This window comes from Tamlana flava (genome assembly GCF_041287255.1).
In the GTDB taxonomy this organism is placed as follows: Bacteria; Bacteroidota; Bacteroidia; order Flavobacteriales; family Flavobacteriaceae; genus Tamlana; species Tamlana flava.
Map to the genome: position 1 here is coordinate 648,046 of NZ_JBGGTX010000002.1, position 26,854 is coordinate 674,899.

At 37.5% G+C, this 26,854-nt stretch carries 24 protein-coding genes; 8 read left to right on the top strand and 16 right to left on the bottom strand.

The window, feature by feature from the left end; translation table 11 throughout:
* The 3 genes from pgi (at position 1) to ACB104_RS07335 (ending at position 4,863) form a co-directional block, all read left to right on the top strand.
* On the top strand, positions 1–1,620 hold the full coding sequence (gene pgi, locus ACB104_RS07325; protein ID WP_370478069.1) for a glucose-6-phosphate isomerase: 1,620 nt from the start codon (positions 1–3) through the stop codon (positions 1,618–1,620).
* A 157-nt stretch (positions 1,621–1,777) separates the two neighbouring features.
* A complete protein-coding gene (locus tag ACB104_RS07330) occupies positions 1,778–4,318 on the top strand; it encodes a TonB-dependent receptor (RefSeq protein WP_370477633.1) in 2,541 nt (846 codons plus the stop codon).
* A 104-nt stretch (positions 4,319–4,422) separates the two neighbouring features.
* Positions 4,423–4,863: a hypothetical protein gene (locus tag ACB104_RS07335; protein WP_370477634.1), complete on the top strand. Its 441-nt coding sequence runs from the start codon at positions 4,423–4,425 to the stop codon at positions 4,861–4,863.
* On the opposite strand, the gene ACB104_RS07340 is transcribed toward ACB104_RS07335, so the two are convergent.
* The gene (locus ACB104_RS07340; protein ID WP_370477635.1) at positions 4,864–5,913 is read right to left on the bottom strand and encodes an endonuclease/exonuclease/phosphatase family protein; all 1,050 of its coding nucleotides are present in this window, start codon (positions 5,911–5,913) and stop codon (positions 4,864–4,866) included.
* 171 nt (positions 5,914–6,084) lie between these two features.
* On the opposite strand from ACB104_RS07340, the gene ACB104_RS07345 reads away from it, so the two are divergent.
* Both ACB104_RS07345 and ACB104_RS07350 read left to right on the top strand, forming a co-directional pair.
* Entirely contained in the window at positions 6,085–8,844 is a 2,760-nt protein-coding gene (locus ACB104_RS07345; protein ID WP_370477636.1) for a carboxypeptidase regulatory-like domain-containing protein, read from the top strand.
* Between the two features lie 48 nt (positions 8,845–8,892).
* Complete coding sequence (locus tag ACB104_RS07350; RefSeq protein ID WP_370477637.1) at positions 8,893–10,329, top strand: DUF5689 domain-containing protein; 1,437 nt, start codon at positions 8,893–8,895, stop codon at positions 10,327–10,329.
* Positions 10,330–10,430: 101 nt separating this feature from the next.
* Here ACB104_RS07350 and ACB104_RS07355 read toward each other — a convergent pair whose 3' ends face one another.
* Positions 10,431–11,402: an endonuclease/exonuclease/phosphatase family protein gene (locus ACB104_RS07355; protein ID WP_370477638.1), complete on the bottom strand. Its 972-nt coding sequence runs from the start codon at positions 11,400–11,402 to the stop codon at positions 10,431–10,433.
* A 75-nt stretch (positions 11,403–11,477) separates the two neighbouring features.
* Here ACB104_RS07355 and hflX point away from each other — a divergent pair, with 75 nt between their 5' ends.
* Positions 11,478–12,689, top strand: a complete 1,212-nt coding sequence (hflX, locus tag ACB104_RS07360) for a GTPase HflX (protein WP_370477639.1) — start codon at positions 11,478–11,480, stop codon at positions 12,687–12,689.
* Positions 12,690–12,707: 18 nt separating this feature from the next.
* Complete coding sequence (locus ACB104_RS07365; RefSeq protein ID WP_370477640.1) at positions 12,708–14,954, top strand: penicillin-binding protein 1A; 2,247 nt, start codon at positions 12,708–12,710, stop codon at positions 14,952–14,954.
* Positions 14,955–15,042: 88 nt separating this feature from the next.
* On the opposite strand, the gene ACB104_RS07370 is transcribed toward ACB104_RS07365, so the two are convergent.
* From ACB104_RS07370 to ACB104_RS07430, 13 genes are all read right to left on the bottom strand, one after another.
* Positions 15,043–15,969, bottom strand: a complete 927-nt coding sequence (locus tag ACB104_RS07370) for a DUF3078 domain-containing protein (RefSeq protein WP_370477641.1) — start codon at positions 15,967–15,969, stop codon at positions 15,043–15,045.
* Between the two features lie 128 nt (positions 15,970–16,097).
* Positions 16,098–16,604 carry a DUF2480 family protein gene (locus ACB104_RS07375; protein ID WP_370477642.1) on the bottom strand — a complete coding sequence of 169 codons (507 nt, stop codon included), beginning with the start codon at positions 16,602–16,604 and terminating at the stop codon, positions 16,098–16,100.
* A 9-nt stretch (positions 16,605–16,613) separates the two neighbouring features.
* On the bottom strand, positions 16,614–16,949 hold the full coding sequence (locus tag ACB104_RS07380) for a cupin domain-containing protein (protein WP_370477643.1): 336 nt from the start codon (positions 16,947–16,949) through the stop codon (positions 16,614–16,616).
* A 26-nt stretch (positions 16,950–16,975) separates the two neighbouring features.
* On the bottom strand, positions 16,976–17,302 hold the full coding sequence (locus ACB104_RS07385) for a DUF59 domain-containing protein (RefSeq protein ID WP_370477644.1): 327 nt from the start codon (positions 17,300–17,302) through the stop codon (positions 16,976–16,978).
* A 65-nt stretch (positions 17,303–17,367) separates the two neighbouring features.
* A complete protein-coding gene (locus tag ACB104_RS07390; RefSeq protein WP_370477645.1) occupies positions 17,368–17,790 on the bottom strand; it encodes a SufE family protein in 423 nt (140 codons plus the stop codon).
* Between the two features lie 37 nt (positions 17,791–17,827).
* A complete protein-coding gene (locus tag ACB104_RS07395) occupies positions 17,828–18,229 on the bottom strand; it encodes a hypothetical protein (RefSeq protein WP_370477646.1) in 402 nt (133 codons plus the stop codon).
* A gap of 103 nt (positions 18,230–18,332) precedes the next feature.
* On the bottom strand, positions 18,333–19,421 hold the full coding sequence (locus tag ACB104_RS07400) for a zinc metalloprotease (protein WP_370477647.1): 1,089 nt from the start codon (positions 19,419–19,421) through the stop codon (positions 18,333–18,335).
* Positions 19,422–19,562: 141 nt separating this feature from the next.
* Positions 19,563–20,777 (bottom strand): aminotransferase class V-fold PLP-dependent enzyme, encoded by a 1,215-nt coding sequence (locus ACB104_RS07405; RefSeq protein WP_370477648.1) that lies wholly within the window; start codon positions 20,775–20,777, stop codon positions 19,563–19,565.
* A gap of 95 nt (positions 20,778–20,872) precedes the next feature.
* Entirely contained in the window at positions 20,873–22,186 is a 1,314-nt protein-coding gene (sufD, locus tag ACB104_RS07410) for a Fe-S cluster assembly protein SufD (RefSeq protein WP_370477649.1), read from the bottom strand.
* Between the two features lie 73 nt (positions 22,187–22,259).
* The gene (sufC, locus tag ACB104_RS07415; RefSeq protein ID WP_370477650.1) at positions 22,260–23,012 is read right to left on the bottom strand and encodes a Fe-S cluster assembly ATPase SufC; all 753 of its coding nucleotides are present in this window, start codon (positions 23,010–23,012) and stop codon (positions 22,260–22,262) included.
* Between the two features lie 2 nt (positions 23,013–23,014).
* Positions 23,015–23,437: a hypothetical protein gene (locus tag ACB104_RS07420; RefSeq protein ID WP_370477651.1), complete on the bottom strand. Its 423-nt coding sequence runs from the start codon at positions 23,435–23,437 to the stop codon at positions 23,015–23,017.
* 10 nt (positions 23,438–23,447) lie between these two features.
* Entirely contained in the window at positions 23,448–24,896 is a 1,449-nt protein-coding gene (gene sufB / locus ACB104_RS07425) for a Fe-S cluster assembly protein SufB (RefSeq protein ID WP_370477652.1), read from the bottom strand.
* Positions 24,897–24,905: 9 nt separating this feature from the next.
* The gene (locus ACB104_RS07430) at positions 24,906–25,235 is read right to left on the bottom strand and encodes a HesB/IscA family protein (RefSeq protein WP_370477653.1); all 330 of its coding nucleotides are present in this window, start codon (positions 25,233–25,235) and stop codon (positions 24,906–24,908) included.
* A gap of 289 nt (positions 25,236–25,524) precedes the next feature.
* On the opposite strand from ACB104_RS07430, the gene thiL reads away from it, so the two are divergent.
* Complete coding sequence (gene thiL / locus ACB104_RS07435) at positions 25,525–26,571, top strand: thiamine-phosphate kinase (protein WP_370477654.1); 1,047 nt, start codon at positions 25,525–25,527, stop codon at positions 26,569–26,571.
* Here the strand turns inward: thiL and ACB104_RS07440 are convergent.
* Positions 26,561–26,818 carry a DUF1660 family phage protein gene (locus ACB104_RS07440; protein WP_370477655.1) on the bottom strand — a complete coding sequence of 86 codons (258 nt, stop codon included), beginning with the start codon at positions 26,816–26,818 and terminating at the stop codon, positions 26,561–26,563. The two genes, thiL and ACB104_RS07440, sit on opposite strands and share 11 nt — an antisense overlap.
* Between the last annotated feature and the right edge of the window lie 36 nt (positions 26,819–26,854).

Here is a 26,854-nt window from a genome sequence, read left to right on the forward strand (position 1 = left end):
ATGGCACTACCAACTATTAATCCGACAACCACGAGCGCTTGGAAAAAACTTCAGGAGCATTTTAAGAGCACTAAAGATGTTCACATGAAAGATTTATTCGCAAAAGATGCAAATCGTGCAGACAACTTCACAATTAAATGGGAAGACTTTTATGTAGATTTTTCTAAAAACAGAATTACCGACGAAACACTAAAATATTTATTGGAGCTGGCCAATGAGGTAAAATTAAAAGACGCTATTGCGAGTCAGTTTTCAGGTGAAATTATAAACCAAACTGAAGGTAGGGCCGTGTTGCATGCAGCTTTACGGGCGCCCAAATCAGCTACTTTTATGGTCGATGGTGTTAACGTGATGCCAGAGGTTTATGAAGTTAAACAAAAGATTGAGCTTTTTACTAATGAAGTTGTAAATGGTGAAAGAAAAGGTTGCACAGGAAAAGCATTTACTGATGTAGTTAATATTGGTATAGGCGGTTCAGATTTGGGGCCAGCCATGGTAGTTGATGCCTTACAATTTTATAAAAATCAATTAACCACGCATTTTGTGAGCAATGTGGACGGCGACCACGTTAACGAAGTAATTAAAAAGCTTAACCCAGAAACAACCTTGTTTGTTATTGTTTCTAAAACATTCACCACCCAAGAAACGCTATCAAATGCCAATACCATTAAAGAATGGTTTTTGAAATCGGCCGATGAGGCAGCCATTGCAAAACACTTTGTGGCGGTATCTACAAATATCAAAAATGTAAAGGCCTTTGGTATTGATGAGAATAACATTTTCCCGATGTGGGATTGGGTTGGCGGTCGTTTTTCTCTTTGGAGCGCTGTAGGTTTGAGCATTAGCTTGGCTGTTGGTTACAAAAATTTTGACAGTTTATTGAGCGGAGCACATAAAATGGACGAGCATTTTAAAAGAGAGGATTTTGCGTCCAACATCCCAGTGGTTTTGGCTTTAATAAGCGTTTGGTACAATAACTTTTTTGGTGCAGAAAGCGAAGCTATTATACCGTATTCTCAATATTTAAACCAATTCGCAACCTATTTGCAGCAAGGTATTATGGAGAGTAATGGCAAAAGTGTTGACCGCAATGGAAAACCAATAACCTATCAAACAGGTACAATAATTTGGGGTGAACCAGGCACTAATGCACAACATGCCTTTTTTCAATTAATACACCAAGGCACTAAATTGATTCCTGCTGATTTTATAGGTTTTACAGAATCGTTGCACGGAAATCAAGACCATCAAGATAAATTAATGTCAAACTTTTTGGCGCAAACTGAGGCCTTGCTAAATGGTAAAACCGAAGCTGAAGTTATTGAGGAAGGAGCAGATGAAACCCAAAAACCGTTTAAGGTATTCCAAGGCAATAAGCCAACTAATACCATTTTCATTAACAAGCTATCACCTGAAAGTTTAGGAAAACTGATTGCCATATACGAACACAAAATATTCGTGCAGGGAATTATTTGGAATATCTTTAGCTACGACCAATTTGGCGTGGAACTTGGCAAGCAATTGGCCAATAAAATTTTAAAGGAATTTAATGATAGTGCGGATGGTAATCATGACTCTTCAACACAGAATTTATTGAATTATTATAAGGCTAAACGCTAAATACTGCAATTATTCTTTACAAAAACTTAAAAAGGGTGCCAATTATTTAATATTGGCACCTTTTTTTATAAACAAATATCGCATTTGTTAACAATGCGTTAATGTTAATCCTTCAATATTACTTATTTTAGCGACGACTAATTTCAAATAATTAATTATGAAAAGAACTACGCATTTTTTAATGTGCGCTGTAGTGTTATTATTTTCTACAGTCTTAATGGCACAAAGTACAATTACAGGTACTGTAATTGATGTTGAACTCAATACACCGCTCCCTGGGGCTAATATCGTTGAAAAGGGAACTTCAAATGGTACAACAACAGATTTTAATGGAAATTTTACCTTACAGACCCAAGCATCATCGGGACAGATAGTTGTTTCCTTCGTGGGTTACAGTTCTTTAACCATTAAGTTTAATGGAGATACAAACTTGGGTACGGTAAATTTATCAGCCGATAATTCTTTAGAAGAAATTGTAATTACAGCTTCTGGTGTTATTGATTTGGCTGAAGATAGAAAAACTCCTGTGGCGGTTTCTACCATTAAAGCGAATGAGATTAGGGAAAAAGCAGCCAACTGGGATTTGCCAGAACTCTTAAAATCGACACCTTCAGTTCAAAATATCAAGGCTGGTGGGTTTGGAGATGGTGCCATGTTTTTACGTGGTTTCGATCAAACCAATACGGCATTTTTACTTAACGGACAGCCTATAAATGGTATGGAAGACGGTAAAATGTACTGGTCTAACTGGAGCGGTGTTTTGGATGTTGCCAATGCAGTACAGGTGCAGAGAGGTCTGGGAGCTTCGAAATTAGCCATTTCATCTGTGGGTGGTACGGTAAACATTGTTACTAAAACCATTGATAGAAAAGAAGGCGGATTTTTGCAACAATTAATAGGCAACGATAACTACACCAAAACAACAGCTTACTATTCAACGGGAGTTAACGAAAAAGGTTGGTCTTTTTCTGCAATGTTGGGTCATTGGCAAGGTGATGGCTATGTAGATTACACTGACGGCCAAGGGCAAACTTATTTCCTTTCTGTAGGTTATCAGCCAAACGACAATAATATTTTGAACTTCCTTGTAACTGGAGCACCACAATGGCATGCCGTTGCTGGAAGTGGAAGCATTGGTGACTTTGTTGAAAATGGAAGGCGCTACAACTCATGGAATTTTTCTGGTGTAAATAGCCCCAATACTTTAAACGGAGGAGGTAATGTTTATCCGGGTGGTCGAAACATTTACCATAAACCTGTAGCAAACTTAACTTGGGATTTAAGTATAAATGATAAATCCAGTTTATCAACAGTATTATACGGCTCTATGGGTAGAGGAAGTTTTGCTCAATCTATTGCCTCAAGTGGAAATGTGCTTTACGCTAGAGGATCCAACAACAACCATAACTGGTACGGTTTGGTGGCAAACTATAACAACGAATTGTCTGAAAATTTAAACTTCAACGTTGGTGCTGATGCTCGTTTTTATAATGGAATCCATTTTAGAGATGTAAGAGAGCTTATCATGTTAGAATCAGTAAGCGCATCCTCTGGTTACAACGGAGATTATGAATTAACAAGAGAAGGGGGCATAAATCCTTGGACTGTATTCTTTAATCCCAACACAGATCACTCGCAAAGATTTGGTTACGACTACGAAGAGCAAATTAACTATGCCGGTATATTTGGACAATTAGAGTATTCTAACGACAATCTTTCTGCCTTCTTTCAAGGAGCTGTGTCAACACAGTCTCATGTTAGAACCGAGTTTTTAAATGTACAACAGGAAGGTGTTTCCGAAGAATCGGATAAAGTAAACAATCCCGGATTTAATTTAAAAACAGGATTGGCCTATACTTTGGCTGAAAACCATAAAATATTTGCTAATGCTGGATATTATTCTCGTCAGCCATTCCACGATGTGCTTTTTAGAAATAACCGAGGAAGCAATGAGTATTTAATGCCAGAGGTTGAGAATGAAAAAATCACTGGTTTTGAAGCAGGTTACCAATTAGGAGGTCAAGCTTTCTCGGCAAACCTTAATGTATATCATACTACTTGGGACAATAGAACCCTTTTAAGCGACAATGGCGAACAAGATGATGATTATATTGGTTTCCAAACACAGGGCGTTAAACAGGTGCACATGGGGGTAGAATTGGAAGTGTTTACCAGACCATGTGATCAATTAAGATTGAATGGATTTGTTTCAATTGGTGATTGGACATTTAAAGGAGATGCGAGCCAAAGATCTTTTGATCAGGATGGAGACGAAATAGGGTCGGCTACAGCAGTTGAAATAGATGGATTTAACGTTGGTGGTGCTGCCCAGTTTACAGCTGGTGTAAATGCCAATTACGAAATTTTACCAAGATTTAGTGTTGACGGAGCATGGAACATGTATGATGATTTCTTCTCTACAGGGTCTTTGGAAGAACCGACTTTAGAGCTACCTTCTTATGATACCGTTGATGTTGGTTTGAGCTATAAAATGCTTGTAGGAGACAATAAGCAAAACTCATTACAATTCAGGGTTAACGTTAACAATGTTTTTGATGAAGTGTATTTGGAATCAGTAAACGGAAATGAAGCGGCATCTGCCAATCCATCAGAAAACTACAAAGGCGTTAATATGAGTAATACAGGTAGGTTTGGCTACGGAAGAACATGGAATGTGAGTATGCGTTTTAACTTCTAGAGTATATCGAAAAGACTGTACGGTAATAGAAAACCGCTTCTTAACGAAGCGGTTTTTTTGACTTTTAATTGTTACATTTGTGACATAAAATAAATTAAAGAATCATGTACGAAACTGTAAAAGCACTTCATTCCTACTGGGCGTATTTGGTATTAATAGTTCTGGTAATCGGAGCTTTTAGTGCTATTATCAAGACTATTGGAGATAAAGAATACGGCCCAAAAGATTTTAGAAAATCACTGTTTACTCTAATCGTTTCACATATTCAATTATTGATTGGTTTGGTGCTTTATTTTGTTTCGCCCAGATTAAAAATGTTCAGTGAATTGGGCATGGGCGAGGTCATGAAAGATTCCTTAAACAGGCTTTATTTGGTCGAGCATCCTTTAATTAATATTATAGCAGTTGCATTAATCACTATAGGTTATTCAAAGCATAAAAAGAAGCTAACATCAAAAGTTAAACTAAAGACTATTGCAATTTTTTATAGCATTGCTTTAATTTTATTTTTATCCCGTATTCCATGGAATGCTTGGTTGGGGTAGTTAGTTAACTTCCTTTATCAGATACACATAAACGGGAAAATGGTCGCTATAGCCACCGCTAAAACCGCTATGGTTCCAGCTTCTAAAAGGATAGCCTTTGTAAGGCCCACTGTCTTCAATTAAATAGCTTTTGTTGAAAATACCTGCTTTATAAAACCTGAATGAGGAATAATCTTTTTCTAAAAGAGGTTTTGTTACCATTATTTGATCAAACAAAAACCAGTCATCCCGATAGGCAGTTGTGCCCAAACCACTTTTATAAAAACCTATAAACGGATTGTAAATGTCTTTTAAGCCTACCTTACTTCTTTTGTTTTTGGCGTTTAAAACATCTTTAACGCTCACATTGTTTGGGTTGTCGTTTAAGTCGCCCATAATGAAAATCTTGGCGTAGGGGTCTGTTACTTGTATCGAATCTACCAAATACTTGTTCAGTTTGGCTGCGGCAACACGTTTGGGCCTGCTTCGTTCTTCACCACCTCGCCTTGATGGCCAATGGTTTACAAGGATATGGATTAGGTCATCTTCAAGCATACCACTAACCAATAATTGATCTCGGGTATAGACTCTTTGTTGGTCTTGGTCGTCATAAATTTTTAGTTCATGTGTGCTCGATCTAATAGGAGTAAAGGCCTTCTTTTGGTATAAAAGTGCCACATCAATGCCTCGTCTATCAGGCGAATCAAAATGCACAATGCCGTAATCTTTTTGCACCAATAAAGAGTCATTTACCAAATCTTCTAAAACAGATTTATTCTCTATTTCGCAAACTCCAATAATGCTCGGGGTGTTGTTGGTAACATCCTTGCCAATGTCTACAAGAACTATTGCCATATTGTGCACTTTTTGCTTGTAAATTTCTTGTTTATTCGTATTAAGCTCCATAATGGGGCTATATTCATCAAGCTTATTCAGGTCGTTAATAGTATCAAATAAATTTTCCAAATTGTAAAATGCCACGGTATGGATTTTGAATTTTTTATCTTGGGCACCAACGTTCATTAGCAAACCAAAAAATAAGACGGAGATGCTGAGTTTTAAATAGTTCATGTTAATATAATATAGGTTGTGTTCATTGGTTTTATCTCAAAACCTAAGCCAAAGTTAAGTGATTATTATAAATCTTATAAATTTCTTTTTTTGTATTACTTTTTGTAATTTAATCGTCTAAATTTTCGTATGAACAGAATGCTGCCTCTTTTTTTATTAAGTGTATTTTCAATGTCAGTTTACGCCCAAAAAACATTGATAAGGGGCAGCGTTAAAGATGCTCTTTCATTTAATCCTTTAGAAGATGTTACCGTAACGATTGAAGAGACAAACCAATATGTTTTAACCGATGTTTTGGGCGAATTTGTGTTTCATGAAGATGTACCATTGGGTGAGCAAGTTTTGCGAATTTCCAAAACGGGATATTTAACCAACCGGTATCCTATTGTAGTGAATGAAGGTGAAACGGTAAATATTTCGGATATGATTTTAGAAATTAACACCGCATATTCAGCTGATTTGTTCGTCATTACCTTGTCGGATGATGAGCTTAACGATGACTTTAGTGGTGCCGATAATATTTCGGGTTTGTTGGCCTCTTCCCTTGATGTGTTTCAACGTACTGCAGCGTTTGAGTTCAGTTCGTCCTTTTTCAGAATGCGCGGGTTAGATTCGAATAACAGTTCCATTCTAATCAATGGCATTGAAATGAACAAAACCTATAATGGCAGACCGCAATGGAGCAATTGGGGCGGTATAAACGATGTGTTGAGGAACCAAGAATTGTCGTTGGGTTTAACACCTTCAAGTTACACTTTTGGAGGTATTTTGGGTTCAACTAATATTAATATTAGAGCTTCTGAAGCAAGACCGGGCGGTCGGATTACCTATTCATCTTCAAACCGAAGTTATACCAATCGGCTTATGGCCACTTATGCTTCAGGGCTGCTAAAAAATAATTGGGCATACACTGTTTCCTTGGGCAGACGTTGGGGAAATGAAGGTTATCAAGATGCGACTTTGTATGATGCCAATTCTTTTTTTACTTCCGTGGAAAAGAAAATTAACGATGAGCACAGTTTTAATGTTGCTGCTATTTATACCCCCAACCGACGTGGAAAATCATCACCAAACACTCAAGAAATTTACGACTTAAAAGATATTCGATACAATGAATATTGGGGTTGGCAAGATGGGGAAAAAAGAAACTCGAGAATTAAGGAAATTAATGAGCCCATTGTGATGCTTAACCATTATTGGAATATAGATAGCAAAACTACTTTGAATACCAATATAGCCTATCAATTTGGAAAAATGGGCAATAGCCGTTTGGATTATAACGGCACCGATTTGGTGGATGGTTTTCCACAGGGTGGTGGGGTCAGCTCAAGCCCAGCATATTACCAAAAACTGCCCAGTTATTATGAACGGAATTTTCCAAATGATTTACAATACGCCTATTTGGCATTAAAGGATTTTCAAAATGATGGACAAATCAACTGGAACGCTATGTACGAGGCCAATATGGCCAATACACAAAGCGGCGGCAATGCAATTTATGCCTTATATGAAGACCGCGTTGATGATAGGCAGCTCACCTTAAATTCCATTTTAAAAAAGGAAATAAATGACCATGTTATTTTGAATTCAGGGATAAATTACAAAACCTTAAAATCTGAAAACTTTGCACAGGTTTTGGACCTTTTGGGCGCTTCAACCTATTTGGATGTTGACGGTTTTGCTACAAAGATTGATGAGGCCCAAAATGATTTACAAAACCTAAATCGTATTGTTTCTGAGGGCGATAAGTTTAAATACCATTACAATATTTTAGCCAATGAACTTGGTGGGTATGCCCAAGCACAATTCACCTACAATAAAGTGGATTTTTATGTTTCGGGAAGTTTAAAATCTGTTCAATACCAACGTGAGGGGATATACCAAAATGGTGGGTTTCCAGACACTTCTTTGGGGAAGGGTGAAAAACTAAGCTTTACTGGTTTTGGGGGCAAAGGTGGATTCACTTACAAATTATCTGGCAAACATGTTTTTAATGTCAATGCGGGTTATCTTTCCAGACCGCCATCTATTCAAAATACCTTTTCAAACTCTCGTGAGAACCATAATATAGTTCCTCTTATTTCAGAAGAAAAAATAATGTCCACCGATGGCAGTTATATATTCCGCTCATCTATTATAAAAGCCAAACTAACGGGCTATTACACCAAAATTACAGATGCCAGTGAAATATCCTTCTTTTTTGCCGATGGTGTTGGTGGTGATAATGCTGTTTTTGTTCAGGAGATTTTGCAGGGTATTGATAAAAAACACATCGGGGCAGAACTGGGTATTGAAGCCCAAGTAACCCCAACGATTAAATTAAAGAGCGCGGCAGCTTTTGGTCAATTTACATACGATAACAACCCCAATTTATACCTTTCTACCGAACCGGACGATGAATCGATTGACGCTGGTTTTATTCATGGGTTTAAGGATTTCGGGCATTCCAATCTTAAAAATTATCGATTGGCATCGGGATCCCAAAATGCCTATTCTGTTGGTTTTGAATACCGAGACCCAGATTTTTGGTGGGTTGGTGCCACAGCCAATTTTTTTGCCAACACCTATATTGATGTGAGCCCATTAACACGGTCTTCAAATTTTAGTACCGATTTCGATGGTAATGTATTTAATGATTATGATGAAGATTTGGCCAGAACATTGCTCAAGCAGGAGCGATTTAATGATTATATGGTGGTCAATTTGGCGGGTGGCAAAAGTTGGAAAATAGGGGAATATTATGTGGGGCTATTTGTGAGTGTAAACAATCTTTTGGACGAGGTTTATAAAACTGGAGGTTTTGAGCAAGGTAGAAATGCCAATTACAGAGAACTTCGAGATGATAAAGCCTTGAACACGCCTGTTTTTGGCCCAAAATATTGGTACGGACGAGGTACAACCTATTTTTTGAATTTAAACTTTAGATTTTAAGCCAATAATCTGCCCCTCCAACAGGCGGGTGCATATAAAAATAAACAGATGGGAAAAATAAAATCACTTTTTTGGGTTTTAGGAATGATGTTTCTTTGGGTGTCCTGTGTTCAGGATGATGATTTTAACGTGCCTGATATCTCAATTACTGAACTAGAAATTCCGCAGGCGCAGATCACCACCTTTAAGACCATAAAATCGTTGTATGAGCAGGCGGTCAACAATGGAAATAGCACGGCAACAATTGATGATGATACCGATTTGTATATTGAAGGCTATGTGGTGTCCTCAGACAGAACAGGAAACTTTTTTGAGGAACTCATCATTCAAAACAAAAAAGACGATAGCAATCCGGATAACGACCCAAGAATAGGATTTCGGGTAAGCATTAATGTGAGCAAACTTTCAGGCACCTATCAATTCGGGCAAAAAGTATACGTTAAATTGAATGGCTTGACCATTGGCGAAGAAATTGGCGTCATCACCATAGGCAAAGGCGATGGGGTAAATGTGAAACAAATTCAGGCTGCCGAGTACAAGGACATTATTTTAAGAAGCAATGAAATTGCCACTATTACACCGAAAGTTTCTGGTTTGGCTGATTTAACCGAATGGGACCAAAACACCTTGATTAGATTAGATAATATGCAACTCAATCGGTTTGAAATTGGGGCTAGTTTTGCGAGTGAATCCTATGATGAGTTTGATGGCTTCCGCGTGTTGGAAAGCTGCGATTCGGGTATTTCCATCATGATGCAAACTAGTACGTTTGCCGATTTTAAATCGTTGATTGTGCCACAAGGACAAGGCAGTGTTACGGGTATTTTTAGTCGCGATTTCGGAGATGATTTTAATGTGTTGATTCTTAATAGTTCTGCTGATATAAATTTTGAAAATAGTGAACGTTGCGACCCCTTGGAATTAAGTTGCGGTATAGCTTCCACTTTGGGAGCAGGCAATTTGTTTTACGAAGATTTTGAATCGCAAAGCAACAATAGGCCCATTGCAGGTAATGGTTGGACGAATTATATTGAGGCAGGAACTGAGGCTTGGGAAGGCTATTCCTCAACCTCGTCAAATGCTTCTTTGGGGCGTTCAGCACGGTTTCAGTCGGCGAGTTCAGGCGACGTGAGCAATATTGGCTGGCTCATTACACCGGCTATAAATTTAGATGCTCAAGATGGTGAAACCCTTCGTTTTAAGACCTCCAACAGTTTGGCCGATAGCAGCTATATGGAAGTTTTGTATTCATTGGATTGGGATGGTAACGAGGCTAACATTACTTCGGCTATATGGGGCGTACTGTCTGATGCCTATGTAGTAAAAGATACAGATTCGTTTGTGGAGTGGTTTAATTCCGGAACGGTAGATTTATCCTGTGTTTCAGGTACCATTTATATTGCTTTTAAGTATACGGGAAGTGGACAGGATAGCTTTGATGGTGTTTATGAGTTGGATGAAATTAGCATTGATTTTGTGGAGTAAGATTCTTAAATGAATCGTCATTCTGAGCGATAGCGAAAGAATCTGTTGCAATGGAGTTCCATTTATAATATTGCCACAGCACTGCGTCCTTCACAATAACTTTACTTCCTAAAAATAGCATAAACTGGAAAATGGTCGCTATAACCACCCTTATACTTTGGGCCAACGTAGGTTCTAAACGGTTTACCTTTGTATTTTCCTTTAAAGAGCTTTAAAAAGTCAGTATCAAAAATTTCTGCTTTATCAAAACTTAGGGTGTCGGGTGTGGCTTCAAAGAAGTTGGTTGAAAAAATAATTTGGTCGAATAAGTTCCACTTAAAATTATGGTTTGTGGTGCCTCTGTTATACGTGTGCAGAACCTCCATGGGGTTGAATAAATCGCAACTGTTTACCAAACGTCTTATACTGTTGCTAGAAGGGTCATCATTGAAATCGCCAATCACTACAATTTTGGCATCCAAATCGTCATTTTTCAGATAATCAATAATGCTAATCACTTTATCGGCAGCGGCAAAACGTTTAAATTCGGTTTCTTCCGCACCTTCCCTTCTAGATGACCAATGGTTAACAATCACATATATTTTTTCTTTATCTAGCAATCCAGAAACCAACAAAATATCTCGGGTATAATCGGGTTCACCATCTTCATCAACCAAATGCACATTAAAAGTTTCAGAATGCAACATTTCAAAGGCATCCGCATCATAAATCAAGGCTGTGTCGATGCCACGTTCGTCAGGTGAATTATAATGCACGTAGCTATAATTGAGGTCCTCCAAATGTTTTGAGGCTATTAAATCTTCAACCACCTTGGCATTTTCAACTTCTGCCAAACCAACAATAGCAGGGTGTTTACCTGTTTCTTTTTTGCCAATATTAGAAATAGCAAAACCCAGTTTTCTCAATTTGTTTTGATAACGCTTTGGTGTCCACTTTTTGGTAGAGATGGGCAAAAAGTCATTGTCACCCATATTTTTAGGATTGTCTTGAGTATCAAACAAGTTTTCAAGGTTGTAAAACCCTATGGTTTGTAAATCATTCCGAACAGGAATATTTTCAAAATCTTCAATCATAAATCAAAAATAGGTTTTTAAAATATAAAAAAGAAAATGCTGGCAATTGTGTAAATTTGTGCATTATTTGTTTTTATGATTGAAAAGAAGGATGTTGCTTTAGAAAAAGCAGTTTTAATTGGGATAATTACGAGGGAGCAAGACGAGGAAAAATCTAAGGAATACTTGGATGAATTGGAGTTTTTAACCTATACAGCGGGCGGTGAGGTAGAAAAGCGTTTTACCCAAAAAATGGAAAAGCCCGACCCCAGAACATTTATCGGTACCGGAAAGTTGGAGGATGTGCGCCAATACATCAAAGAGCAAGATATTGACACTGCCATTTTTGATGACGAGCTTTCTGCAGCGCAAGAACGTAATATTAGTAAGGCGCTGGATGTGAAGGTTTTGGATAGAACAAATCTGATTCTCGATATTTTTGCCCAACGTGCCCAAACTAGTTATGCCCGTACCCAAGTAGAATTAGCACAATGCGAATATTTGCTGCCAAGATTACGAGGTATGTGGACGCACCTTGAGCGCCAAAAAGGAGGTATTGGTATGCGCGGACCTGGTGAAACAGAAATAGAGACCGATAGGCGTATTGTGCGCGATAAAATAGCATTGCTAAAAGAGCGCATTAAAACCATTGACAAGCAAATGGCGGTGCAGCGTGGCAATCGTGGAAAAATGGTTCGTGTGGCCTTAGTGGGTTATACCAACGTGGGTAAATCGACTTTAATGAACGTGATTAGCAAAAGTGATGTTTTTGCCGAAAACAAACTGTTTGCCACTTTGGATACGACGGTTAGAAAAGTGGTAATCCAAAATTTGCCCTTTCTATTGAGCGATACGGTTGGCTTTATTAGAAAGTTGCCCACACAATTGGTAGAAAGTTTTAAAAGTACTTTGGATGAAGTTCGAGAGGCCGATTTGCTTTTGCACATTGTAGATATTTCACATCCAAATTTTGAGGAACACATTGATTCTGTAAACAAGATTTTAGGCGAAATAGATAGTAACGATAAACCAACCATCATGGTCTTCAATAAAATTGATGCCTACAAAGCTGAGCCATTGGCCGATGACGATTTAGAAACCGAACGTACCAAAAGGCATTACACACTGGCTGAGTGGAAAAAAACCTGGATGAATAAAATAGGGGACAATGCTTTGTTTATTTCTGCGTTAAATAAGCAGAACTTAGAAGATTTTAAAAAACGGGTTTATAGTGAAGTGAGGGAAATTCATGTAACGCGTTTTCCATATAACCATTTCCTTTATCCGGACTACGAAGAGGATAATTAAAACGACTACTGTTACTTCATGAATAGGATTTCAAATCTGCTTAAAAGGAAATGGATTAAGTGGAGTCTTATAGGGGTGGCTGTGCTTATTGCATTTTTTGTCATTCTTTATTTTAGTATTTATTGGGGCGCTTTTGGCAAGTTGCCAACCAAAGAAGAACTCAGTTCCATAAAACAGGAACAGGCTACCCAAGTATTGGATAAAAATGGCAAACTGATTGGCAAATATTACATTTTCGATAGACAACCATTGAAATTCAATGATTTTCCAAAACATCTTATGGATGCACTATTAGCTACAGAAGACGTTCGGTTTTTCGAACACGATGGGGTTGATAATGTGAGTTTGGTTCGTGTGTTTGTGAAAAACATCATCCTTCAGGACAAATCGGCCGGCGGTGGAAGTACCATTACGTTGCAGTTGGCAAAAAATTTATTCGGGCGAAAGGACTATGCCATGTTCAGTATGCTCATCAATAAATTTAAGGAGGCTATCATTGCCAAACGCCTTGAGGATATTTACTCGAAAAACGACATCCTAACCATGTATTTCAATACGGTGCCGTTTTCAGATAATACCTATGGCATTGAAAGTGCCTCGCAAAAATTCTTCAATAAAACTACTTCAAAGTTAACAACAATAGAAGCTGCCACTTTGGTAGGCACATTAAAGGCCAGCAATTATTTCAACCCACGGTTGAATATTGAGCGTAGCCAAGACCGTCGAAATGTGGTGTTGAGCCAAATGGTGAAATATGGCTACTTGGAGGAAGATTCATTGGACGTGTTACGAAGTGAAAAGTTGGTTTTAAATTACCGTTCCTTTAATCACGATTTGGGTTTGGCACCTTATTTCAGGGAACAGGTGAAAAAGGAATTATCAGCTATTTTAGATTCTATAAAAAACCCAGAAGGGGAGTCATATGATTTGTATAAAGATGGATTGATTGTGCACACCACTTTAGATTCCGATATGCAAAAGATTGCTGAGGAGGCCATGAAAGAACATGTGTCGCAATTGCAAACCGACTTTGAAAAGTCGTATGGCAACAACGCGCCATGGAAAACCAATAAAAACATTGTTGAAGCTGCCATTAAAAATCTGCCTAAATACAAAACGTATAAAGAAGCTGGATTATCCGAAAAGCAAATTAAAGATTCATTGGCTAAAAAGCGACCAATTGAGCTTTTTGGTTGGAAAGGCGACACCATTAAAACCATTACCGTAAAGGATAGCTTGCAGCATTACCTTAAATTTTTAAATACAGGCATGCTTGCCATAGAACCCAAAACGGGCGCTATTCAAACTTACATTGGCGGTATAGATTACCGATTTTTTAAGTATGACCATGTTTCGCAAAGCGAGCGGCAAGTGGGCTCAACATTCAAACCTTTTGTATATACGGCGGCTATTGAAAATGGTATGAAACCTTGTACCTACTTTTCGTTGACGGAAGTAACCTATAAAAATTATGATGATTGGACACCCACCAATTCAGGTGCGGAAGTGGAAGACCCGTACCTCAATTATACTTTGGAAAAAGCTTTGAGCCATTCGGTAAATACTATTGCGGTAAAAGTGTTGGATAAAGTTGGGATTCCCAAAGTGCATGAGCAAGTTGAAAAGCTAGGCATAGCAAAAGAGTTGCCCAATGAGCCTTCGTTGGCATTGGGTGTGGCAGAGATTAATTTAAGGCAGTTAACTGGCGCTTATGCTAGTTACTTAAATGAGGGTAAGTCTGTTAAGCCATATTGTATTAATAAAATAGAAGACCGCCATGGCAAAGTCATCGCCTCCTTTAAGCCCAAAATAGCCAAAGAAGAAGCCTTTAGCAATTACACAAGAGAGGTGATGTTGGAAATCATGAAATCAACGGTTAATTCTGGTACGGCAGCCCGACTGCGAAGCACATATAATTTAAAAAATGATATTGCTGGAAAAACAGGCACCACCCAAAATAACAGAGACGGTTGGTTTGTAGGTTTAACCCCTAATTTGGTAACCGTAACTTGGGTGGGCAACGATAACCACAGCATTGGTTTTAAAACCACAGGTATGGGCCAAGGAGCCAATTCGGCATTGCCCATTTTTGCCAAGTTTTGCCAAAAACTGAATGCTGAAGGCAATTATAATAACATAACAAAAGTCCAATTTAAAACCCCTTCGCCGCAAGTTTTGGAAGACCTAAGTTGCGAACCCGAAAAACGTGATGGATTTTTTAAACGGTTATTTGGTAGAAGGAAAAAGACCAAGAAGTTTAAGTAAGATAATTTAGTTTTTAGTTCAAAAAAGGAAAAATAAAAACGCTCCCATGTTTTGGAAGCGTTTTTATAATCGGTTTCAGACCTAAGTATTAAAACTTATAACTCAACCCAATAGTATAATAAGATTGTAAATCGTTATCTACATCATCAAAGCCAGTGGCTGTTGGTGGGGTTTGCATTAAAGCGTAATTTAAGGCTTCTTGTTTGTTGCTACGTAAACCAAAATCAAAACCAACACCAATCATTTTCCAAAGGGTATAGCTAAAAGAGTTAGTCCACGTCCAGTTGGAGTAGTCGCTACTTTTATAACTCTGGAATGTAGATAGGTTTGTTTTGAAATTTACCGCACCAATTTGGCGGGTATAATCGGCCACAATTTTGGCACCCAAAGACGATTCAAAAACCGTGTCGCCACTGCTAAATACAAAGTTATAGTTTAAGGGGTGTATCACCACAATAAGGTTTTCAATGGGCGTCCAAGTAGCACCAACCCCTAAATCTAAATAGCCAGGGTCGTTAAAGTTGTCCAATAAAGTGGTTCTATATTCCATCAAACCAGAAGCTGCCAAAGATTTTGTAATATTTCTGCCGTATAGCGAGGACAGATTGAATACATCGGTGGTTGGTTTAAAGCTGTCATCATCGTTTGGGTCATCTTTATCATCTAATTTCACCCAATTCAAGTTTGTGCTTAAGGAGTTTCGCCAGAAAAACTTTTCTTCAATTAAATTGGCATAAGCGTTTAAGGTAAAACCAATATTACCCGAAGAGTTGTTTGGTGCACCTTGGGCGTACCATTTGCTAAAGTTAGATAAGCTGCCACCAACGGTACCAAAAGCACCTGTTCTCCAACCTGGCAAAGCATCAATTTTTGCTTGAATGGCTTTGACCTCTTTTTGTGCGGTTTCTACCTCGGCTTGTTTTTCAGCTTTTTGGGTCTGTAATTCTTCTTTTGTCTGAGCGTTTATCGAAAAAATTCCGATAAGAAACACAATTAATAATGAGGTTTTTTGCATGCGTTCTGTTTTTAAAAATGTACGTAAATATAACATAATTTTTGTTGTAAATTATGCCATTGAATAAATGGTAAATAGCTGATTTTTAGACTCCGGATTTGAGCTGAAGTCACAGTTGAAAACGTAAATTATTTCTTTTTGAATAGTGGCACCGATGAGCAGGCCTCGCCGTACATAATGGATGTTGCAACGGGTTTTAGTTTATTAACCAACATAGTATATGCGTTCTGTGGTACGGGTTTTTTAGAGCAACCTTTTATGATTAGTGGTTTGTCTTGAAATTCAGAAACATCCATATTGTTAATGACATCTTGGTAAATGGAAGTTTCCAGTTGTTCCAAATTGCCAACGACCACTTTTTTTGCATAAGGTTCCAAATGAAGACTGATGAGCATAAAAGCCCACCCAGGAATTATGGCATCGGTAGTGCAAGTGATTGCCATATAGCTGCCTTGGTACTGACTCCAGTCGTATTCTGCTACCTGATTTCTAAAATCTTTTTCGTGCAGCACGAGTCCTTCAAAAAGCCAGTCTTTAATATCGAATAATACACGTTGCCCTTTAGGGTAATAATCCTCAAGGTTGATGGTAACCAATTTGCTATTCGCAACGCGATTTATAATTTCGTCTGACATGTGTTTTAACTAAAGGAATTCTTCCCTAATCGGATTAAAACTGTCTATCAGTCTTACATGTTCTGTTAGGGTTTGAACTGTATGGTTGAGGTTGGATGCTATTTTAAATACATCACCTTCATTTAAAAGATATTCCCTGTCCTCTACAAATAATTTTAAAGAACCGCTAGCCACATAGGTGATTTGCTCATGTGGGTGGTTGTGAGGTGGATCTGGTTGTTCCATAGGACCATTGGTAAAGTCAATCACCGTAATCATCAGGTCTTTTAAATGAACAACTTTTCTGTTTAAATTCGGGTTTAATGCAACAAAACCTTCATTGCTTTTCACTACTTCTTTAGCCATTTTATCTATTTCTTACGATTATTTGTTTAAAGCATTCCTAGTTCTAACTTTGCCTCTTCGCTCATTAGCTCTTGCGTCCATGGCGGGTCGAAGGTAATTTCAACCTCCGCGCTGTTTACCGCATCCAAAGATTTTACTTTTTCCTCTACTTCAAGGGGCAGTGTTTCGGCCACAGGACAGTTAGGGGTTGTTAGTGTCATCAAGATTTTTACATCGTAATCTTCATTGACGAACACATCGTAAATTAGCCCCAATTCATAAATGTCCACGGGTATTTCTGGGTCGTAAATGGTTTTTAAAACACCTACTATTTTTTCACCCAATTCGGTTGTATCTATAGTTGAATCACTCATCTTTAAAAATGTTTATTCGTTTGTTTGTTGAGGCGTTTAAATAAATAAACACTTCAACGGATAAACTAATTTAACTGTGTTTGGTATGCAATGGCATACATTTTTAATTGCTTCACCATACTAACCAAACCATTGGCACGTGTTGGCGATAAATGTTCCTTTAAACCAATTTTATCTATAAAATCAGTCTCGGCATTAATAATATCTTTTGGGTGCTGATTTGAAAACACGCGAATTAAAATAGCAATAATACCTTTGGTGATTATGGCATCACTATCGGCAGTAAAAACAATTTTATCGTCTTTCATTTCAGCATGGACCCATACTTTGCTTTGGCAGCCTTTTATAATGTTGTTATCGGTTTTGTATTGGTCGTCAATTAGGGGTAAATCTTTCCCCAAATCAATCATATATTGGTAGCGCTCTTCCCAGTCTTCAAACATGGAAAATTCGTCTATTATTTCGTTTTGTATCTCTTCAATAGTCATACTTAAATTTTAAGCAAAAATACGATAAGAAATGTTGCTATTCAATGTTTTCTGCAATAGATAAGATTTCTTTAACAAGTGTAGCGATTTCTGCAGGCGGGTTTCCGTGGTCAAAAGGCATAGATTCATAAGTGTTACTATTTTGTATAATTTTTAAATGCGCTATGGCGGCACCATCAAATTGAAAGCTTTTGCTAGGGGCTTCAAGATTGGGAATATTTGTAACCTGAACAGCCTTTAGTTCATTTATAAGAGTTTCCCAATTGCTATTGCTAGACGATTTTATGATAGCTGAACCACCTCTGGAATTAACCACGGAAATCGTTTTTTTATTGATTTTAATTTTTTTGAAAATGCCTCGTGAAATTGCTGAATATTCAACGGACACCGAATCTTTGTTGATTTTGGATTGCGAGTAGCCATAGTTTGTAAGTGCCATTGATAAAATTATTAAAATAACTTTCATCGAATACAGTGTTTGTAATATAATAATACAAAAAAGACGCCAATTTTGGCGTCTTTAGTAATTCTTTAGATGATTGTTAATTTGATGTCCAATCTATAAATGTACTTCTGTACCCGTCACTGGCAAACAAGGCTCTTGATCTTTCGTTTTGACCTATAGTGAACATAAACATGCAGTCATCGTAAACATAATCCATGTAATTCATGGTCATATCATTCGAGCCACATGCAACAATTGGGTATATTGGGCACCCATAATTCGGACCGTCAGAAGTAGGAGTGTCTTGAACAAAATCATCATAACTACAGCCACCATCACCCCAAATGTGTCTTAAATTTAACCAATGTCCTACTTCATGAGTAGCCGTTCTACCATCACCATAAGGTCCGCTCGTTTCTCCAAAATAGTCAATACCTATTACAACGCCATCTGTTGCAGACGGACCACCAGGAAACTGGGCATAACCTAAAACACCACCACCAATCTGACAAACCCAGATGTTTAAATTGTGGGCTGGATCTGTGGCATCTATTCCTCCTTTTTTCGATGACTTCATGGCATCTCTTGTACCCCAGCTGGCTTTGCTTGATGTTTTTCTGATTATGGTTGGGTTGTCACTAAAGGTAATTTCAAAATCAGCTACACGATTTGCAAATTCACCTGGGACTTTTTTTGAAGTATTAGGGTTAAGATTATTAAAATCTTCATTTAAAATAGCAATTTGAGATTCAACTTGAGCATCTGTTACTTGTCCGTAATATTGCTCGATAATATTAATTACTAAAGGAATTGTAATAACTCCGGTATAAGGAACAGGGTCTGGCTCTGGCGTTGGATTTGGGTCTGTATTAGGCCCTCCACCAGGTGTGCCACTCGGCTTTTTTGAAGCAATATACTTTCTGGTCTGGTATTCAATAGCATACATGCTTTGTTCTAAGCCAGGATTTTCATCTAGCAGCCTGTTAAGATTGGTCATTGTATAACAATTACGTCTTGAATCTTTGGTATTAGTCATTTTTGCATTCTTACTGTCATCTGCAGTCGTGTAAACAAAGAAATCGCTTAAATCTATTTCCTGCTTATTAATGCTAATTTCTGAATCTGAAACATTACAGGCAGAGAATAAAAGAGCTAGTGAAATTAATTTTGAAATGTTATGCTTCATCTTAAAATGAGTTCGGTTAGGTCTATTAAAGATATAGATATTTTAAGGAGATTTTTATAAAACTCTTTATAAGTCCTAGCTTTTCGATAAAAGTATCAAAAGTAAATTTGAAATGTTGCGCCAGTAAAGAAAATAATACAGTTAAGCCAACATCATCTTCGCTTTTTTAACCCCTTCAACCAAGGCATCAATTTCTTCTTTGGTGTTGTAAAACGCGAATGAAGAACGCACGGTGCCAGGAATTTTATAAAAATCCATGATGGGTTGTGCGCAATGGTGACCGGTACGAACAGCAATACCCATCTTGTCTAAAATAGTGCCCACATCGTAAGGGTGGATGCCTTCTAAATTAAATGAAATAACTGATGTTTTGTGTTCTGAGGCGCCGTAGATTTTAAGCCCTTCAATTTCCAATAGTTTTTCGGTGGCGTAAGACAGGAGTTCATTTTCGTAAGCTGCGATATTATCAAAACCAATATGGTTCATGTAATCTATAGCAGTACCAAAAACAATACCTCCACAAATATTGGGCGTGCCAGCTTCAAATTTATGGGGCAAATCGGCGTAAGTAGTTTTCTCGAAAGTTACTTCGGCAATCATTTCGCCACCACCTTGGTATGGAGGGAGTTTTTTAAGCCATTTTTCCTTTCCATAAAGCATACCAATACCAGTGGGCCCACACATTTTATGCGCTGATGCAACGTAAAAATCGACATCCAATTTTTGAACATCAGGTATTAAATGTGGACACGATTGAGCGCCATCAACCAAAACGGCTGCACCAACTTGGTGTGCTTTTTCAATAATGGCCTCAATGGGGTTGATGGTACCCAAGGCATTTGATATATGGTTGACAAAAACAAGTTTGGTATTGTTGGAAAGTAGTTTGTTAAATTCATCCATAACCAACTCACCATCATTATTCATAGGAATGACTTTAAGTGTTGCACCAGTGCGCTCGCACAACATTTGCCAAGGCACAATATTGCTGTGGTGCTCTAAAGCCGAAACAATTATCTCATTGCCTTTTTTTAAAAGGGATGAAAAGCCATTTGCAACTAAATTTATACCATGTGTTGTACCAGAGGTAAAAATGATTTCATGCGTAAATTTGGCATTAAAATGTGCCCTTATCTTTTCGCGCGATTGTTCGTAAAGGTCAGTAGCCTCCTGGCTTAAGGTGTGTACGCCACGGTGTATGTTGGCATTGTAATTTGAATAGTAATCTACAATGGCATCAATAACTTGTATTGGTGTTTGCGAGGTTGCAGCATTGTCAAAATAAACCAACGGTTTGCCATTTACTTTGCGAGAAAGAATGGGGAAATCTTTTCTTATTTTTTCTACATTGAACATGGCAGTTATGTTTAGCCCCGATAGAAGCGACATCCTTTTTTGTCATTAAAAGAAAAAAAGATATAGCATATAGCGGGAAATAGCTTCAAATAATTTTACAGGTCGAAACCAATATTAACGCCCAATTTGTTGGCAATAATCTTGGTGATGCGTTGTTTTATTTCTGGGATTTTTACTGAACTTAAAACGTTATTGCTGAAAGCGTACATTAAAAGCCCTTTGGCCTCTTTTTCGGGAATACCCCGCGAACGCATATAAAACAAGGCGCTTTCGTCCAATTGTCCAATGGTACAACCATGTGAACATTTAACATCATCAGCAAAAATTTCTAGTTGTGGTTTGGTGTTTATGGTTGCTTTGTCGCTTATTAAAATGTTGTTGTTTGCTTGAAAAGCATTGGTTTTCTGTGCTTCTTTTTCAACAATGACTTTTCCGTTGAAAACACCTGTTGAGTTCTCGTCAAAAATACCTTTGTAATCTTGATGGCTTTCACAATTTGGCTCAATATGATGAACCAACGTATTGTGGTCTACATGTTGTTTGTTGCCTATGATGGTAACTCCTTTTAAAGTAGAATCAATACGCTCACCGTTTTGGAAAAAGTTAAGGTTGTTGCGTGTTAATTTACCTCCAAAACTAAAGGTGTGCACCGAGGCAATACTTTCTTGCTTTTGGTTGATGAACGTATTGTCAATAAGCGATGCATTGTCATTGTCATTCTGTATTTTATAATAATCAACAATGGCACGTTTATTTGCAAAAATTTCGGTAACGCCATTGGTCAAAACCGCATTATCGGTTAGGCTTTGGTGACGCTCAATAATTTGCACATGGCTGTTCTCGTCAACCACAATTAAGTTACGAGGTTGTAACATGGTCGCCGATTCATTGCCTGTTGAAAAATGTACAATTTGAATTGGTTTTTGAACCAACTTGTTTTTTGGAATATGAATGTATGCCCCCTCACTTGAAAAAGCCGTGTTTAATGAAGATAAACTGTCTTTGGTAGCAACTTTGTTAAAGTAGTTTTCAATGACCAAACGGTATTTGGGTTTTGAAAAGGCCGCCGACATCAAACAAATATCCATGCCCTCATGAGTGGTTTGTGATAGGTGCGAAGAATATTTACCGTCAATAAATACAATTTTGTAGGTATCTATATCGTGAATAAAATATTTTTTAATGTCTCTATACTCCAAGCCTGTTTCGTGCTTAGGGAAAACACTGTAATCTTCTTTGAGAATTTTGTTTAAGGACGTGTATTTCCAAGCTTCTTCTTTTTTTGTAGGGAAGCCTTGTTCTTCGAATATTTTTATGGCATCAGAACGAACGTCGTGTACATAAGTGTCTACGTCAACACTATTTTCAAACGCCATGAATGATGATACTAATTTGTCTTTTAAATCCATTTTTATCAGTTTACAGTTGCAGTCTTCAGCTGGCAGTTTAACCGCTTACTGGGACCGATGACTGATTACTAAATTATGCCTTTACACCTTCCTTTATCCAATCGTATCCTTTTTCTTCAAGTTCATGAGCCAATTCTTTTGGCCCTGATTTAACAATTTTACCGTTATGTAAAACATGAACAAAATCGGGTACGATATAATCCAGCAAACGTTGATAGTGGGTAATCACCACAACGGCGTTGTCTTTGCTTTTTAGTTTATTAACGCCATTTGCTACAATACGTAGTGCATCAATATCCAAACCTGAATCCGTTTCATCAAGTATGGCCAATTTAGGTTCTAGCATGGCCATTTGGAAAATTTCATTACGCTTTTTCTCTCCACCGGAAAACCCTTCGTTTAGAGATCGCGATAAAAATTTGCGATCTATTTCCAATAGCTCTGATTTTTCACGGATAAGTTTAAGCATGTCCTTTGCCGGCATTTCTTCTAATCCTTTAGCTTTACGTGTTTCATTAATGGCTGTTTTCATAAAGTTGGTTACTGAAACTCCTGGAATTTCCACTGGATATTGGAACGATAAAAATATGCCTTTATGCGCACGCTCTTCGGCAGCCAATTCATCAATATCTTCACCTAAAAATTCAATGCTACCTTTAGTTACTTCGTAGTCTTCTTTTCCGGCAATAACTGAGGCCAATGTACTTTTACCTGAACCGTTTGGTCCCATAATGGCATGAACTTCACCTGCTTTTACCTCAAGGTTTATTCCTTTAAGTATACTTTTGTCCTCAACACCTGCGTGTAAATTGTTAATCTTTAACATAATTACTGTTCTCCTAGTTTTACAACGTTATTTTCATCTTCTGGAATAGGTTTTACACTGAGAATTTCAGCAACTTCAACCTTGTTTTCCCAAAGAATTTTTTCATCTTTTTGATTTGTGATTTTCCCTCTTATCTCTACTTGAACCATGTCGGTTGGTTCCTTTTTATGTTTTTCAGCAAGTTGGATTAACTCTTTAAGTTTATCTGTAAGAAAAAGACCATAAATGTTGGCGTGTGTCTGTAAAACAGCTGCTCCATCATAAAAAACAAATTGCCCTTTCAATAAGGTAAGTCCGTCATTTTGTTTAGCTGTTCTTTCTTCTGTTTTTGAAGTGCCAGTATCCTCTGTTTGTTCAGATTTGGCTTCGTTTTTACAGCTTATAAATGCTATAAAAACCAATGTAGTGAATAATAGTCTTTTCATTTTAAATTGTTTATCCAACACTTCCCTCTAAACTTATTTCCAATAATTTTTGGGCTTCAACGGCAAACTCCATAGGGAGTTTATTTAACACCTCTTTGCTAAACCCGTTTACGATTAGGGCTATGGCTTTTTCGGTATCTATACCACGTTGGTTGCAATAGAAAATTTGGTCTTCACCAATTTTACTGGTTGTTGCCTCGTGTTCTATTTTCGCCGATTTATTTTTTGCCTCAATATATGGGAAGGTGTGAGCCCCACATTCATTGCCCATCAATAAACTATCGCATTGCGAAAAATTACGTGCATTGTCAGCTCTAGAATTAATTTGAACTAATCCGCGGTAGCTGTTTTGTGATTTTCCTGCTGAAATTCCTTTGGAGATAATCGTAGATTTGGTGTTTTTTCCCAAATGAATCATCTTTGTTCCAGTATCTGCCTGCTGAAAATTATTGGTAACGGCTATCGAATAAAATTCACCAACTGAATTATCGCCTTTCAAGACACAACTTGGGTATTTCCAAGTAATGGCCGATCCTGTTTCAACTTGTGTCCACGAAATTTTTGCGTTTTTCTCGCACAATCCACGCTTGGTCACAAAATTGTAAACACCGCCTTTTCCTTCAGCATTTCCTGGAAACCAGTTCTGTACGGTACTGTACTTAATTTCCGCGTCTTCCAATGCAATCAGCTCTACAACTGCAGCGTGTAACTGATTTTCATCTCTGCTTGGCGCGGTACAGCCTTCAAGATAGCTTACGTAGCTGCCTTCGTCAGCAATCACAAGCGTTCTTTCAAATTGGCCTGTACCTGCTTGGTTTATTCGGAAATAAGTGGACAGTTCCATCGGGCATTTAACGCCTTTTGGGATGTAGCAAAAAGAACCATCACTAAAAACAGCAGAATTTAAGGCCGCATAGAAATTATCCTTTTGAGGAACTACTGTGCCTATATATTTTTTAACAAGTTCAGGGTGTTCTTTAATAGCTTCACTGATGGAACAGAAAATGATGCCCTTTTCACCCAACGTTTTCTTAAACGTTGTTGCTACCGAAACTGAATCTACTACCACGTCCATGGCAACACCAGCAAGCTTTTTTTGCTCATCAAGGGATATGCCCAGTTTTTCGAAAGTTGCCAATAATTCTGGATCTACTTCATCCAAACTATCGTATTTTGGTTTTTTGTTTGGTGCCGAATAGTAGGAAATAGCCTGAAAATCTGGTTTTTTGTATGTTATGTTTGCCCATTCAGGCTCAATCATTTCTTGCCAAGCACGAAATGACTCCAAACGCCATTCAGTCATCCATTCAGGTTCTTCTTTTTTAACAGAAATAGCTCGAACTATATCTTCATTCAAACCCACAGGAAATGTGTCAGATTCTATATCGGTATAAAATCCATATTCATATTCCTTGGTTTTAAGTTCTTCCCTTAAATCGTCTTCGGTATATTTATTCATTATTTTTATTTATAAAGAGAAACTTTCACCACAACCACAAGTTCGGTTGGCGTTCGGATTGTTGAATACAAAACCTGTTCCGTTTAATCCTCCAGAGTATTCCAAAGTAGTGCCTACTAAATATAAAAAGCTTTTTTTGTCTACAATAATTTTTACGCCGTTATCTTCAAACACTTTGTCACCTTCTTGTTGTTCTTTGTCAAACTTTAAATCGTAAGACAGCCCAGAACAACCACCACTTTTAACACCAACGCGCACAAAGTCCGTTGCAGCATTATAGCCATCATCGGCCATAAGCTCAAGTACTTTCTTTTTTGCTGTTTCAGATACTTTTATCATGTTACATTAATTAGTTTTAGACATCTGGCTAAATAATTTTTATTAAGACAGTTTCTAAATAGGGTACAAATATACAATATAAGTCATGGATTACAGCATTTCCTAACATTATATTAGCATATAGTTTTATAGCTTTTTCTTATACATTGGCGAAGTTTTGTTTGTGGAAGATAACAGCGGTCATTGGCATTGGCTAAATGAAGTTTTATAATGGAAGATCATTTAAATACCCTGATTATTTTTTATTCATTAAGAGTTAAAAACAAAATTAGCTTCTTATTTTTGTCACATGATAGAAGATAAGAACCAACAACGAACGCAATTGAGTGATATTGGGGAATTTGGACTAATTGACCACTTGACCAAAAATTTTAAAATTAAGCAAAAATCCACTTTAAAAGGAGTTGGAGATGATGCCGCCGTTTTAAATTTTAAAAACAAAAATGTTGTTGTTACAACGGATTTGCTTGTTGAGGGTGTCCATTTTGATTTAATTTATATGCCATTAAAACATTTAGGTTACAAGGCGGTTGTAGTTAACTTATCAGATATTTATGCGATGAATGCTCAGGCCACCCAAGTGACGGTTTCAATTGCTGTTTCCAATAGATTCCCATTAGAAGCCTTGGAAGAACTGTATGCCGGTATTGAAACGGCAGCCTCAATTTATAGTGTTGATGTTGTTGGTGGTGATACCACAAGCTCAACTAGTGGGATGTTGATTTCTATAACAGCCATTGGTGAAGTGGTTTCTCAAAATGAAACATATAGAAGTGGTGCAAAACCAAATGACTTATTGGTTGTTAGCGGAGATTTAGGTGCGGCTTATATGGGTTTGCAAGTTTTAGAACGTGAAAAGGAAGTATATAAAGTTAATCCTCAAAACCAACCAGATTTAGAACCTTATACCTATATAATCGAGCGACAGTTGAAACCTGAAGCGAGAAAAGATATCATAAAATTACTTGAAGACCTGAAGGTGAAACCAACATCTATGATAGATGTGAGTGATGGTCTGTCCTCTGAAATTATGCATTTGTGCAAGCAGAGCAAGGTGGGTTGTGATTTGTATGAGGAAAAAATTCCGTTAGATCCGCAAGTCATCTCAACTTGCGAAGAGTTTAATATAGACAGTACAACAGTGGCATTAAATGGAGGAGAAGATTACGAATTATTATTTACCATTTCTCAAGCCGATTTCCCAAAAATAAAGGCTAATCCTAATTTGACGGTAATAGGTTATATGAAGGGCGCCACGGAAGGTGTGCACTTAGTAACTAGAGCTGAAACTAAAATTCCGTTGAAGGCTCAAGGTTGGAAAAATTTTAATGACTAAAGACTAGCAGATAGTCTTGCTTGAACGTGGTTTGTTTGTTGATTGCCATTAAAAGACGTTTGTTGTGGACGCGTTCTAAAACCTCGTTTATTTCTTTAAATTTTGGAGTAAGTTCGGTTAATCGACCGTTGCTGTTTGTAGTAAATTCTTTATTACAATTTTTACATTTATATTCTCTAACATGATAGGTTACTCGTTTGGTTTCCTTGATGTCATGTCCAAATACTTTGCAGTGGATGCTTCTCATGTTTTACACACTAATAATTACGTTTTTGAGAGTGGG

Bases quoted from the DNA above. Each gene is read 5' to 3' on its own strand.
- pgi (WP_370478069.1), top strand. From the start codon at position 1: ATGGCACTACCAACTATTAATCCGACAACCACGAGCGCTTGGAAAAAA.
- ACB104_RS07330 (WP_370477633.1), top strand. From the start codon at position 1,778: ATGAAAAGAACTACGCATTTTTTAATGTGCGCTGTAGTGTTATTATTT.
- ACB104_RS07335 (WP_370477634.1), top strand. From the start codon at position 4,423: ATGTACGAAACTGTAAAAGCACTTCATTCCTACTGGGCGTATTTGGTA.
- ACB104_RS07340 (WP_370477635.1), bottom strand. From the start codon at position 5,913: ATGAACTATTTAAAACTCAGCATCTCCGTCTTATTTTTTGGTTTGCTA.
- ACB104_RS07345 (WP_370477636.1), top strand. From the start codon at position 6,085: ATGTCAGTTTACGCCCAAAAAACATTGATAAGGGGCAGCGTTAAAGAT.
- ACB104_RS07350 (WP_370477637.1), top strand. From the start codon at position 8,893: ATGGGAAAAATAAAATCACTTTTTTGGGTTTTAGGAATGATGTTTCTT.
- ACB104_RS07355 (WP_370477638.1), bottom strand. From the start codon at position 11,402: ATGATTGAAGATTTTGAAAATATTCCTGTTCGGAATGATTTACAAACC.
- hflX (WP_370477639.1), top strand. From the start codon at position 11,478: ATGATTGAAAAGAAGGATGTTGCTTTAGAAAAAGCAGTTTTAATTGGG.
- ACB104_RS07365 (WP_370477640.1), top strand. From the start codon at position 12,708: ATGAATAGGATTTCAAATCTGCTTAAAAGGAAATGGATTAAGTGGAGT.
- ACB104_RS07370 (WP_370477641.1), bottom strand. From the start codon at position 15,969: ATGCAAAAAACCTCATTATTAATTGTGTTTCTTATCGGAATTTTTTCG.
- ACB104_RS07375 (WP_370477642.1), bottom strand. From the start codon at position 16,604: ATGTCAGACGAAATTATAAATCGCGTTGCGAATAGCAAATTGGTTACC.
- ACB104_RS07380 (WP_370477643.1), bottom strand. From the start codon at position 16,949: ATGGCTAAAGAAGTAGTGAAAAGCAATGAAGGTTTTGTTGCATTAAAC.
- ACB104_RS07385 (WP_370477644.1), bottom strand. From the start codon at position 17,302: ATGAGTGATTCAACTATAGATACAACCGAATTGGGTGAAAAAATAGTA.
- ACB104_RS07390 (WP_370477645.1), bottom strand. From the start codon at position 17,790: ATGACTATTGAAGAGATACAAAACGAAATAATAGACGAATTTTCCATG.
- ACB104_RS07395 (WP_370477646.1), bottom strand. From the start codon at position 18,229: ATGGCACTTACAAACTATGGCTACTCGCAATCCAAAATCAACAAAGAT.
- ACB104_RS07400 (WP_370477647.1), bottom strand. From the start codon at position 19,421: ATGAAGCATAACATTTCAAAATTAATTTCACTAGCTCTTTTATTCTCT.
- ACB104_RS07405 (WP_370477648.1), bottom strand. From the start codon at position 20,777: ATGTTCAATGTAGAAAAAATAAGAAAAGATTTCCCCATTCTTTCTCGC.
- sufD (WP_370477649.1), bottom strand. From the start codon at position 22,186: ATGGATTTAAAAGACAAATTAGTATCATCATTCATGGCGTTTGAAAAT.
- sufC (WP_370477650.1), bottom strand. From the start codon at position 23,012: ATGTTAAAGATTAACAATTTACACGCAGGTGTTGAGGACAAAAGTATA.
- ACB104_RS07420 (WP_370477651.1), bottom strand. From the start codon at position 23,437: ATGAAAAGACTATTATTCACTACATTGGTTTTTATAGCATTTATAAGC.
- sufB (WP_370477652.1), bottom strand. From the start codon at position 24,896: ATGAATAAATATACCGAAGACGATTTAAGGGAAGAACTTAAAACCAAG.
- ACB104_RS07430 (WP_370477653.1), bottom strand. From the start codon at position 25,235: ATGATAAAAGTATCTGAAACAGCAAAAAAGAAAGTACTTGAGCTTATG.
- thiL (WP_370477654.1), top strand. From the start codon at position 25,525: ATGATAGAAGATAAGAACCAACAACGAACGCAATTGAGTGATATTGGG.
- ACB104_RS07440 (WP_370477655.1), bottom strand. From the start codon at position 26,818: ATGAGAAGCATCCACTGCAAAGTATTTGGACATGACATCAAGGAAACC.